The organism is Actinomadura sp. GC306, from assembly GCF_004348665.1.
Classification (GTDB): Bacteria; Actinomycetota; Actinomycetes; order Streptosporangiales; family Streptosporangiaceae; genus Spirillospora.
The window spans coordinates 1-11348 of the sequence record NZ_SMKM01000220.1; the positions used below are offsets into that span (position 1 = coordinate 1).

Below are 11348 nucleotides of genomic sequence, written 5' to 3' on the forward strand. Positions count from 1 at the left end.
GGGCTACGGAGAGGCTTTCCAGTCCGGCGGGTGGTCCGTCCTGGTGCGGGAGCAGGGTTTCGTAGATTTCTGCGGCCTCGTCCTTGTCGGCTAGGGCGAGGACCGTCATGGCGCGGAACGTGGTGAAGGCGGTGAGGAAGTAGGCGGGGTGGACCGCCTTGGGTGACCGGTGGAAGCGGCGCGCCTCGTCCAGGCGTCCTGCGGCGGCGTGGGCGGCGGCGAGGATGTCGGCGGCGACGGGGAGCAGGTCGGGCGGGACGTCTGCGGCCTCGTCCGCGATCTCGTGCAGTGTTCCGCGGGAGACGGCGAGCGTCGCGCGGGCGAGGAGCGCGATCCCGGCGGCGTGCAGGGAGCCCTGGGCCGCCATCGCGCCGGTCGCCGCGCCGTACCGGCGTTCGGCCTCGTCGAGGCGGCCGGCCGCGTGGGCGAGGGCGGCGAGGGCGGTCTCGGAGACGGCCGCGGCCTCGGGCATCCGGTACCGGCGGGCCAGCTCGGCGGCCTCGGCGACGCGGCGGCGCGCCTCGTCCGGCGCCTGCGCGTGCACGGCGAGCGCGGCGAGGGAGTAGGTGCCCGACCAGCGCGCGGCGGGCATGTCGTGCTCGGAGCCGAGGGCGCGCAGCTCGTGGGCGCAGGCCGTCCAGAGGCCGGTGTCGCGGCGGCCGAGTTCGCGGACGAGGGTGAAGAGCGTCAGCACGCGCAGCCGGGGGTCGCCCAGGTCGCGGGCGATGGCGGCGGCCTCCTCCGCGCCCGCGCGCGCTTCGCCGGTGCCCGACAGTTCGGCGGCGCGGGCGTCGAGGAGGCGGCACCGGACGTCCGGGGCGAGGTCGGGTTGGGCGAGGAGGCGGGTGAGCAGGCCGACGATGTGGCGGTCGACGGTGTCGTAGGGGCGTTGCAGCCAGGGGACGGGTTCGGTCCACGCGGTGAAGGCGGCGCGCAGGAGGTCGTCGCGTCCGGCGCGTTCGGCCAGGTCGACGGCCCGGCGGCGGGTGGCGCGGGCGTCCTGGAGCGCGCCCGCGCGGATCTGCGCGCGCAGCAGGCGGCCCAGCAGGTCGATGCGGGCGTCGTCGTCCCGGTCCGGGTCGCGGTCGAGCGACTCCAGCGCCCGGGTGAGCAGGGCGGCGGCGGTGTCGTGGGCGTAGCGGTGTTCGGCCTGGTCGGCGGCCCGTATCGCGTACCGGACGGCCTTGGCGGCGGACGCGGCGGACGCGGCGCGGTGGAAGTGGTGCGCCAGCGCGGGCGCGTCATCCGGGGTCAGGCGTTCGAGGGCCGCGCCGAGCCGGGCGTGCATGCGGGCGCGGCGCAGCGCGCTGAGGTCGGCGGTCATCGTGTCCCGGACGAGCGCGTGCGCGAACCGGACGCGGCCGGGCGCGGGTTCGGTGAGCAGCCCGGCGACGAGGCCCGCGTCAAGCGCGTCCAGCACCCCGTCCTCATCGAGGTCGGCGGCCTCGACGAGCGCGTCCGCGGCGGCCTCGGTTCCCGCGACCGCGGCGAGGCGCAGGACGGCGACGGCGGGTTCGGGGAGCCGCGCGAGGCGGCGGCGCAGCACGTCCCGTACCCCCTCGGGGACCCGCGAGGTCGCCGCGCCGGCGCCCTCGCCGCTGAGCAGCCGCGCGCTCTCCCGCACGTAGAAGGGGTTGCCGCCGGTCCGTTCGGCGAGCGCGGCGGCCGTGGCGGCGTCGACGGCGGTGCCGCCCTCGGCGGCGATGATCCGGGCGACGGCCGGTTCGGGCAGCCCGCGCAGCGGCAGGCGCAGCGGGGACCGGCGGGCGAGAACGGCCAGGGTCTCGGTCAGGCGCGCGCCGGTCTCCTCCGCGCGGTACGCGGCGACGACGAGCAGCGGCCCGTCCCCGGAGAGGGCGGCGAGCAGCGCGAGGGTCTCGGCGTCGGCCCAGTGCAGGTCGTCGAGCATGACGGCCAGCGGACGGCGGCGGGCCGCGTCGGTCAGCCACGTCCAGACGGCGCGGTGCAGGCGAAACCGTCCGCCGGTGGTGTCGCGGGGTTCGGCGGCGGACGCGTCCCGCAGCAGCGGCGCGACCTCTTCGGGCGCCGGGACGTGCCGGGCGAGGGCGGTGAGGGCCTCCGTCCACGCCCAGGCGGCGGGCGCGCTCTCGCTCTCCGGACAGCGGCCGGTCACCACGAGCCGGCCCTGCTGTTCGAGGACGTCCGCGAGCCGGGTCAGCAGCGCGGTCTTGCCCAGCCCGGCCTCCCCGGTGACGAGCGCGACGCGCAGCCCGCCGCGCTCGGCGAGGCCGGTCAGCGCGGCCAGCTCGTCGTCGCGGCCGATGAACAATTCCCCTTCGGGGGCGGGCTCCGGCGCGGGCGGCGGAGCGGGCCGGGGCAGGTCGAGGGCGTCCGTGCGGCCCTGGAGGAGCGCCGTTTCCAGGTCGGCCAGCGCGGGTCCCGGGTCGAGGCCGAGTTCGCCGGCGAGCGTCGCGCGGGCCTCGCGGAGGGCCGCGAGGGCGTCGGCCTGGCGTCCCGCGCCCCGCAGCGCCAGCGCCAGGAGCCGCCACCCCTCCTCGTGCAGCGGCTCATCGCGGGTGAGGACCTCGGCGTCGGGCACGGCCCCGGCGGCGTCACCTGCCCGGAGCATGTCCGCGACGTGCCGTTCCCGGGCGGCCAGGTGCAGCTCGTCCAGCCGGACGATCTCGGCCCGCGCCCACTCCGCGTCGGCGAACTCCGCGAACGCGGCCCCCCGCCACAGCGCGAGCGCCTCCCCCGACCGGCCCGGCTCGCGGACGAGCGCACCGAACCGCCAGGCGTCCACGGCGTCGTCCGGGAGGCGCAGCGCGTAGCCGGGCGCGGCCGAGACCAGCACCCGCGCCGGGGCGCGCGGCGCCCGCTCGGGCTCCAGCAGCCTGCGCAGGTTCGAGATGTAGGACTGCAGGGTGGTGACGGCCTGTGCCGGGGGTTCGCCGTGCCACAGGTCCTCGATCATGCGGTCGAGCGACACGACCCGGCCGCGCGCGGCGACCAGCAGCGCCAGCACCGCCCGCTGCCGGGGTCCGCCGAGCGCCACCCGGACGCCCGACACCTCGGCCTCGAACGTTCCGAGCACCCGGATGCGCACCATGTCGGATCGATCGTATTGGCCGGTCCCGGTGTCCATGCCGGCTCCAAGTCAGGTTCCAAGCCGGCTCCAAGACGTCCCGCGCAACCTGACCGGCATGGACACCAAAACGAAGACCACCCCGTTCACCCACTCCATGGTCGTCATCCACCGCGGGATGCGCCGCGAATCGCACCTGCTGGCCGAGCTGATCGGCGCGACCCGGCCCGGCGACCGCCACCGCGCCCGCGCCCTCGCCGCGCACCTCGCGGACTACCTGCTCGGCCTCCGCAACCACCACCACGCCGAGGACGAGCTGATCTGGCCGCTGCTGCTGTCACGGGTCGACTTGGACGCCGACGTCGTGCTGCGCATGGAGGCCCAGCACGAGCGGATCACCGCGACCGTCACGCGGCTGCGCGACCTCGCCGGGCCGTGGACACGGACCGCCGGCGCCGCCGCCCGCGACGCCCTGGTCGCCGCGCTCACCGAGCACCGGGCGGTCCTGGTCGAGCACCTCGACGACGAGGAGGCGCACCTGCTGCCGATCGCCGAACGGCACCTCACCGAGGCGGAATGGAATGCGCAGGGCGAGCACTTCGTCCGGCACACCCCCAAGGCGAAGCTCTTCACGCTCCTCGGCGTCGTCCTGGAGGACGCGACCCCGCGCGAGCGCGCCGAGTTCCTCGCCGGGCTGCCCGCCCCGGCCCGCGCGATCTGGCGGCGCTTCGGGGCACGTCACCACGCCGCCCGGATGCGGCGGCTCCGCGGGGACGTCCGCACGTCCCGCACCGGCACCGCCCTCGCCGCGCTCACCGGCGCCGGCATCACCTACGTGGGGCTGAGCTACCTGATCGACCCGGTGGGCTCCGCGGCCACGTTCGGCCTGCCGGCGTGGCCGGAGGGCGAGGAGGCCGCGTGGCTGCAACTCAAGGGCGTGCGCGATCTCGGCACCGGCATCGCCGCCTTCGCGCTGCTGGCCAAGGGCAAGAGGGCGGCTCTCGGCTGGCTCATGCTCGCGTTCGCAGTGATCCCGGCGGGCGACATGCTGACCGTCCTCGCCCACCACGGCTCGAAGGCGGCGGCGTTCGGCATCCACGGCGCGACGTCCGCCGCCGTGCTGACCGGGGCGCTCCTGCTCCTACGCGCCAACCGCTGATCAGCGGCGCGCCAGCACGCACGCAGGAGTTTCTGACCGGCCGCCGCACGGGCGTGCCGGGGACCGCCGGGGGCGGCGGGGGCGGTCGCCTCCAACTCGACCATCAGGCCGGGGAGGGCCAGCCGCGTCACGCCGAGCACCACAACCGTGCCGACCACCCCGGCACCCCGGCATCAACTCCGGATCGCCACCCCCCGCTCACCGGCCGCCTCGGACCCGCGTCCGGAGGGGATGGCGAGGGGGCCTCGGCGGGCCATTGCGACCGCCAGACCGAGGAGGCAGGCCGAGAGCATGATCATCACGGCGGCGTACTGCGGGGTGGGCCATCCGGCGTTCGTCAGGGTCAGGTGGGTCAGGACGGAAAGGACGATTCCCCGGCCGACGATGGCGATCGCGGCGATGAGGTGCTCGTCGCGACGCGCGCCGCGCTCGACCGACAGGGCCCGCAAGAGCAGGAGTGCGACGGCCAGGTATGCGGCGTTGACCGCGATGAGTTCAACCGTGGTGTGCCGGACGGCCGCCAGCAGCATGACCGTGCCGATCGTCCAGCAGAAGGCGCTGAACGTGCAGGTCCAGCCGCGGCCGTGCCGGACCAGGAACGTCCGCTTGCCGAACATCTCGTCGCCGCGGACGTCCCGGAAGTCCTTGAGCAGGATCCGGCCGATGAAGCCGACGTACAGCCCGGCGAGCAGCAGCACGTCCTCCGGCCGCAGCGAGTCGCGCACGGCGAAGATGCCCACCAGGTAGGGCACGGCAACATAGCAGGCGGGTAGCACCAGCGGCGCCACGACGCCGCGGGCGGCCAGTCGGAGCGGGCGGAGCGAGTACGCGGCGCTGATGGCCAGGCCCGCGATCGTCACCAGAGTGGCGGGCCAGTGCAGAGTCAGGGTCGCCGCCAAGGCCAGGACGGCGGCGGTGACACCGACCAGGACCATGTCGCGGCGATGCGCAGTGCCGGTCACCAGGGGTCGTCCCGGATCGCCGGGCAGGTTCACCCGGTCGACGAGCACGTCCGCGATGTCGTTGCAGGCCACCGAGCACACCAGGAACCCGAAGACCACGACCAGGGCTCGCGCCAGCAGGAAGCGGTCTTCGCCATGGCCTGTCTGCGCCATCCCGGTCGCGGTGAACAGCCCCAGCAGCACGATGACCGGCGGGCGGGCCATGCGCACGAGCAGGAGCAGCCGCGCGATCATTTGTTGCTCCCGACATTGGACATGGCGATGACGGCGATGAAGATGCCGCCGATGACCGCCAACCCGGTGACGACCAGGATGACCGCCAACACGATCGCCCCCGCCGTCAGCAGCAGGCGAACTCCCTCGCGAGGCGGTTGCCGATTCATGCACAGACGATGCGCCCGACCGGCCCGCGACGCATGAGCCCGGCTACTCAGCCGGCCTGAGTACTCCTACTCAGTAGAGAGCCCCGGCCGTACCGCTCGGCTCGGGGGCTCTCGTCGTGATGCGGATGACGGGCTGTCAGGGACGGTCGTGTGCTCCGCACTTGATGTCGGCGGCCAAGCGGCGGAAGCGCTCAACCGGGAGGGTGATACGGGGACCGCCCGGGTCCTTGCTGTCACGCACGCCGACTGCTTGGGGGAAGCGCGCCAGTTCGACACAATCGGAGGTCGCACTGCCGCCACTGTGGCTCGACTTGCGCCAATTCGTCATCGATGGTTCTCCAGTTCGGCCGCCAACAGTTCCCGGGACGGGCCGACCGCGTGGGTCGGTCAGGAAACGCCCCCTCGTTACCGCTTCGGTGTATGCCAGATCGCGACCGTCAGCGCTGACGATCTTGAATGGTCCGTCCATGCCCGGCTCAGGGGGCTCGTCGTGATGCGGGTGACGGGCTGTCAGGGGCGGTCGTGTGCTCCGCACTTGATGTCGGCGGCCAGGCGGCGGAAGCGCTCGATCGGGAGGGTGATGCGGGGACCGCTCGGGTCCCTGCTGTCACGCACGCCGACGTCACCAGAGAGATTTGCAATCTCCACGCAGTTGGACTGGCCGCCTGTACCGCTGCGGCTCGACTTGCGCCACTGGGTCATGGGTACTTCTCCAGTTCAGCCTCCAGGTAGGTCCGACTTGGGCCGACCGGGGCGGCTATGTCGCTCATCAAGTCGTACCTTACTGCCACTTCTTGCACATCGAACGGGTCCATGAGGAAGCAGCCACGCGTCGCCGCTTCGGTATAGGCGATGTCCCGGTCCCCGACCGTGAGAAGTACGAAAGGGCCGTCAAGGCCAGGGTGCGCACCCGCGTTGTTCTCCACTATCCGGATGCTGATGAAGGGAAGCTCGCTCAACTCGATGAGCCGGGCGAGCTGGCCTGTTGCTGATGTCGCAACTCGTGCACGACTGGGGAACCCGACCGATCACGGAAGGCGGAAAGATCGTATGGGCGACGTGCGCCCTCTGAACGTCCGCGTTGAGCAGCACGTCTTGCGGTGGCGGACGTACCGGAACATTCAGGTCGGCATTCTCTGCGCGAATTCCGGCAGGGATGACCAGAAGGACGTCTGTTCCTCGCCATCGGGAGCGATCTCGACACCACCTCGCTGGAGTATCACCAGGGAGGTGAGTAGGACACCCCGCAGCATCTCTTGAGCAACGACGTGACGGGTGGAGAAATAACTCACCACAAGGGCGCTCGTGAATTCACTGAACACAGCTGGGTCGATATCGTACATATCTTCGGCAACCGCCTCTAGCCCCGTTGGAAGCTCCAGGGTGCGGGCGATCGCTTCTGCAAGGTTGACATACAGTTGCCCCACCAGCAGCGATGGGCTCCACACGGTCTCGTCGTCTATGTCGAAGATGTAACCCATTATGGCCACTCCAGCATGATCTGTTCGTTTGGATACGCTTGACGCAACCGTGTCTGTGACGTGCGGGGCTTACTTCGAACTACGCCAGCCTCTATATAAGCGCGCGCGTGCAAGATTCGCACGTGCGTGATGCCGAGGCCGCAGCGCCCGCATGCGTTTGATGTTGCCCGCTTCCATGCCTGTGCAGGACAGGACGAACAACGGCGCGGGCAGGCCGTTTTAGAGCCATGCGGCTATGCCTCTTCCCCGAAGCCACAGCCTGGAGGAGTCGGGCCGCTGGGGATAGCCCGGCACGGGCTCCGTGGACTCAGATTCTGACCCTGCACCTGTTTCGGGACATGGGTGGTCTCGGCCGTGAAGCACAGTACGAGAGGATCTGCCCGTGGTTGAGGTGATCTTCTTTGATCTGGACGGGACCCTGGTCGATCATCGGAGTGCGGTGTGGGAGGCGATCGGGTCGATCGTTCGGGCGGCGCCTGGCGCGGCGGCTCCGCCGGAGGAGCTGTCGGCGTTGTGGTGGACGCTGGAGGGCCGCCACATGCGGGAGTACCTGGCCGGGGAGTGCTCCTTCGCCGAGCACCATCGGCGCAGGGTCCGTTCGTTCCTGCCGATGCTCGGCGAGCCGGTTCCGGAGAGTCCCGACCTCCTGGACGCCTGGATCGCCGAGCGCTACCTCGGCGTGTTCGAGGAGTCCTGGCGGTGCTATCCCGACGTCCGGCCCTGCTTGGAAAGCCTGGCCCGGCTCCCCGAAGGCCCGCGCCTAGCTGTCCTCACCAACGGGGACCCCGGGCAGCAGCGCGCCAAGCTCGCCCGGTTCGGCCTGCTCGACTTCTTTGAGGCCGTCCTGACGCCGTCCGAGCTCGGTGCGGCCAAGCCCGCCGCCTACGCCGCCGCCTGCCGGGCGCTGGGGACGGACCCGGCGCACGCCGTCAATGTGGGCGACATGCTGGACAGCGATGTGAACGCGGCCGCTCGTGCAGGGCTGACCGGCATCTGGCTGGATCGCGGGATCGACTTCGTCACCGGGGGGCCGTCGCCGGCGGCGGACGGGACGGTCCTCCGCATCGAACGGCTCACCGACCTCCCCGCCCAGCTCGCACGCACGAGTGCCTGACCGGTCGTGCCGCCTCCGGCGGGGCGCCGGAGGCGGCGGGGGCGTCATGCGGCGGCGGTCGCCTCCAGTTCCACCATCAGGTCGGGGAGCGCCAGGCGTGTCACGCCGAGCATCGTGGTGGGCGGTGCCACGCCCGCGGCGCCCAGCCGCGACGCGAGGACGCCGTAGTGCTCGAAGAGCAGATCGACGTCGGTCGTGTAGACGTTGAGCCGGATTAGGTTCCCGATGGACATGCCGGCCTCGCCGAGCACGGCCTCCAGGTTGTCGAGGCTCAGCGCCACCTGCGCCGCCATGTCACCGGCGTGCTGGGGCCTGCCCTCGCCGCTCATCGCGGTCTGCCCGGCGCAGTACAGCGTCCGGGTGTGCCCGGAGACGACCTCGCCCTGGTTGTAGCCCATCTCCACCGACCACGCCCACGGGTTGACCGCGGTTCGCTCCATTGCCACATCCGCTCCATTCGGTGAGTGGTGCGCCGGTCGCCCCGTCGGCTCCGGTCGCGTGATGAGCCTCGCAACGAATCACGACATCTCCTGTCGTGTATTTCGGTAGCTTTCTCGCATGCGCGCCGACCGGTTGGTCTCGCTGGTGCTGCTGCTGCGCCGACACGGGCGGCTGTCGGCGGCGGCGCTGGCCCGTGAGTTGGAGGTGTCCACGCGAACCGTCCAGCGCGACATCGAGGCGCTGTCCGCGGCGGGCGTACCCGTCTACGCCGAGCGGGGGCGGCACGGCGGTTTCGCGCTGCTGCCCGGGTTCCGGACGGAGCTGACCGGGCTGAACCACGACGAGGCGCTCGCCCTGCTGGTCGCCGGGTCGCGGCGCGGCGCGCAGGCGTTCGGGCTCGGCTCGGCGCTCGCCTCCGCGATGCTCAAGGTCGTGGACGCGCTGCCCGAAGGCCACCGAGACGTCGCCGCGGGGGCGGTCGAGCGGCTGCTCATCGACCCCGAGACCGACCTCCTCGCGCGCCGACAGGGTGCCGAGGAGGTCCCTGACGCCGTGGTGGCCGAGATCCGGCGGGCGGTGTTCGCCGGGCGCAAGCTCCGCATCCACTACGCGGCCGTGGACCAGGCTCCGAAATGGCGCACCGTGGACCCGATCGGCCTGGTCACCGTCCGCGGCCAGGGGTACCTGCTGGCCACGCGCTCCGGCGCGGACCGCACCTACCGGCTGTCCCGGGTGCTCACCGCGGAGGTGCTCGACGAGCCCGCCGAGCGGCCGGACCGGGTCGATCTGGACCGGGCTTGGCAGGAGCGCAGCACCCGGTTCCGGACCGGCGGCGACCAGGTCACCGTCCTGCTGCTGCTGGACCCGGCGCGGCGGGACGAGCTGGCAGGCACCGCGCTGTCCGTCCACGCCGAGGAGACCGACGCGGACGGCCGACTGCGGATGGAGGTGACCTTCCAGGACGCGCGGCACGCCAGATGGGCGATGTGGCAACTCGCCGCGGACGCGGAAGCCCTGAAGCCGGAGTGGTTGCGCACCGCCCTGCGCGACCGCGCCGCCGCGATCGTCGCCCGCTACGAGGCGCCGTCCTGAGGACCTTCAGCCGCGCCGCGCCAGGACGATCTTGCGGCCGATCAGACCGACGGCGAACACGGCGACCCCGCCCAGGACCGACTGCCAGGGCAGGGTGACGGCCAGGATCAGGCAGCCGGCGACGCCGAGCACGTTCAGCCACCGGGGCCACCGCCGGTCGCTCGCCGGCTGGGTGAAGGCCGCCGCGTTGGCGATGGCGTAGTAGACCAGCACGCCGAAGGAGGAGAATCCGATCACCTCGCGCAGATCGGCGACCATGACCAGCGCACTGACCGCGACGGCGACGGCGATCTCGGCGCGGTGGGGCACCCGGTGGCGGGGGTGGACGGCGGCGAGCCGGCCGGGCAGGTCGCGGTTGCGGGCCATCGCCAGGGCGGTGCGGCCGATGCCGGCGATCAGGGCCAGCAGCGCGCCGAGCGCCGCGAGCGCGGCTCCGGCGCGGACCGCCGGGGTCAGCGCCCCGGCACCGGCGGCCTCGACGGCGGCGGTCAGCGGCGCGGTCGCTCCCGCGAGCCGGTCCGGGCCGAGCGCCGCCAGGACGGCCACGCCGACGACCGCGTAGATCGCCACGGCGAGGAACAGGGCGAGGGGGATGGCGCGGGGAATGGTGCGCCGTGGGTCGCGGACCTCCTCCCCCAGCGTGGCGATGCGCGCGTAACCGGCGAAGGCGAAGAACAGCAGCCCGGCCGCCTGCAGGACGCCGTGGACGCCCCCATCGCCCAGCGCGGACCAGCCGCCGAGGTCGTCCGTGCCGTCCCCGGCGAAAATCGCGATCACCACGGCGGCGAGCGCGGTCAGGCTGGTGGCGACCAGGACGCGGGTGGCGAGCGCCGTCCGGGTCACGCCGTGGTAGTTGAGCGCGGCCAGGGCCGCCACGGCGGCGATCGCCGCCGCCCGCCGTGCCCACTCCGGGCCGGGGACGGCGTACGCGGCGAAGGTGAGCGCCATCGCCGCGCACGACGCGGTCTTGCCGACCACGAACCCCCAGCCCGCGGCGAACCCCCACCAGTGCCCGAGTCGCTCACGGCCGTAGACGTAGGTGCCGCCCGAGGTCGGATAGGCCGCCGCGAGCTGCGCCGATGCCACCGCGTTGCAGTAGGCGACGACCGCCGCCAGTGCCAGCCCGAGCAGCAGGCCCGTGCCGGCCGCCGCGGCGGCGGGCCCGAACACGGTGAACACCCCGGCTCCGATCATCGAGCCCAGGCCGATGACGACCGCGTCCCCGGTACCCAACCGGCGCGCGAGGTGATCGGAGGCGCCCGGCTCCGGCCCGGGATCCGCGCTTCGCGGGGTCATCAGCGTCCTCCACTCCTGCTCGATGCATCAAGCACGATTGATGCATCAATCCCACTTGATGTATCCTGCGGGTATGTCGCCGTCCGGTCAAGCGGCCCCGCCGCCGTTCATCGGCCTGGTGGCCCACGAGGTGCGCTGGCGGCTCCTCAGCGAGCTGGCGCGCAGCGATCTGCGCGTGCGGGAGCTGGTCGCCCTGGTCGGCCAGCCGCAGAACTTGGTGTCCTACCACCTGCGGCTGCTGCGCTCGGGCGGGCTCGTCACCGCGCGCCGCAGCAGCCAAGACGGCCGCGACAGCTACTACCACCTGGACCTTGAACGCTTCGGGCAAGGGCTGGCCGCCACCGGCGCCGCCCTCCACCCCGCGCTCGGTCCGA

12 protein-coding genes and 1 pseudogene are annotated in these 11348 nt (G+C 72.8%); 4 read left to right on the plus strand and 9 right to left on the minus strand.

Annotated elements, in window-relative coordinates; all coding sequences use genetic code 11:
- Nucleotides 1-3070 (minus strand): BTAD domain-containing putative transcriptional regulator (locus E1200_RS24985; protein ID WP_131954521.1); only part of this gene is annotated, 3070 nt, incomplete at its 3' end.
- 94 nt (nucleotides 3071-3164) lie between these two features.
- Here E1200_RS24985 and E1200_RS24990 point away from each other — a divergent pair.
- Nucleotides 3165-4205, plus strand: a complete 1041-nt coding sequence (locus tag E1200_RS24990) for a DUF4267 domain-containing protein (protein WP_243708822.1) — start codon at nucleotides 3165-3167, stop codon at nucleotides 4203-4205.
- Nucleotides 4206-4378: 173 nt separating this feature from the next.
- Here the strand turns inward: E1200_RS24990 and E1200_RS25000 are convergent, their stop codons facing one another.
- From E1200_RS25000 to E1200_RS25020, 6 genes and pseudogenes are all read right to left on the minus strand, one after another.
- The gene (locus tag E1200_RS25000; RefSeq protein ID WP_131954522.1) at nucleotides 4379-5401 is read right to left on the minus strand and encodes a UbiA family prenyltransferase; all 1023 of its coding nucleotides are present in this window, start codon (nucleotides 5399-5401) and stop codon (nucleotides 4379-4381) included.
- A complete protein-coding gene (locus E1200_RS33930) occupies nucleotides 5398-5550 on the minus strand; it encodes a hypothetical protein (protein WP_165950450.1) in 153 nt (50 codons plus the stop codon). Before E1200_RS33930 ends, E1200_RS25000 begins: the two co-directional genes overlap by 4 nt.
- 136 nt (nucleotides 5551-5686) lie before the next feature.
- Nucleotides 5687-6019 (minus strand): DUF397 domain-containing protein, encoded by a 333-nt coding sequence (locus E1200_RS35375; RefSeq protein WP_347813241.1) that lies wholly within the window; start codon nucleotides 6017-6019, stop codon nucleotides 5687-5689.
- 41 nt (nucleotides 6020-6060) lie between these two features.
- Entirely contained in the window at nucleotides 6061-6252 is a 192-nt protein-coding gene (locus E1200_RS25010; RefSeq protein WP_131954524.1) for a DUF397 domain-containing protein, read from the minus strand.
- Nucleotides 6249-6524 (minus strand): annotated as a pseudogene (locus tag E1200_RS25015) (Scr1 family TA system antitoxin-like transcriptional regulator); the annotation flags it as partial. The gene E1200_RS25010 and the pseudogene E1200_RS25015, both read right to left, overlap by 4 nt.
- A gap of 147 nt (nucleotides 6525-6671) precedes the next feature.
- Nucleotides 6672-7031, minus strand: coding sequence for a DUF6086 family protein (locus E1200_RS25020; protein WP_131954526.1), 360 nt, complete (start codon nucleotides 7029-7031; stop codon nucleotides 6672-6674).
- A gap of 382 nt (nucleotides 7032-7413) precedes the next feature.
- Between E1200_RS25020 and E1200_RS25025 the strand changes: the two genes are divergently transcribed.
- Nucleotides 7414-8145, plus strand: a complete 732-nt coding sequence (locus tag E1200_RS25025; protein WP_165950451.1) for an HAD family hydrolase — start codon at nucleotides 7414-7416, stop codon at nucleotides 8143-8145.
- Nucleotides 8146-8189: 44 nt separating this feature from the next.
- Here the strand turns inward: E1200_RS25025 and E1200_RS25030 are convergent, their stop codons facing one another.
- Nucleotides 8190-8585, minus strand: coding sequence for a RidA family protein (locus E1200_RS25030; RefSeq protein WP_131954528.1), 396 nt, complete (start codon nucleotides 8583-8585; stop codon nucleotides 8190-8192).
- Nucleotides 8586-8703: 118 nt separating this feature from the next.
- Here E1200_RS25030 and E1200_RS25035 point away from each other — a divergent pair, with 118 nt between their 5' ends.
- Nucleotides 8704-9678: a WYL domain-containing protein gene (locus E1200_RS25035; RefSeq protein WP_131954529.1), complete on the plus strand. Its 975-nt coding sequence runs from the start codon at nucleotides 8704-8706 to the stop codon at nucleotides 9676-9678.
- A gap of 6 nt (nucleotides 9679-9684) precedes the next feature.
- On the opposite strand, the gene E1200_RS25040 is transcribed toward E1200_RS25035, so the two are convergent.
- Complete coding sequence (locus E1200_RS25040) at nucleotides 9685-10974, minus strand: APC family permease (protein WP_131954530.1); 1290 nt, start codon at nucleotides 10972-10974, stop codon at nucleotides 9685-9687.
- Between the two features lie 73 nt (nucleotides 10975-11047).
- Between E1200_RS25040 and E1200_RS25045 the strand changes: the two genes are divergently transcribed.
- Nucleotides 11048-11348: metalloregulator ArsR/SmtB family transcription factor (locus E1200_RS25045; RefSeq protein ID WP_131954531.1), on the plus strand; the 301-nt coding region annotated here is incomplete at its 3' end.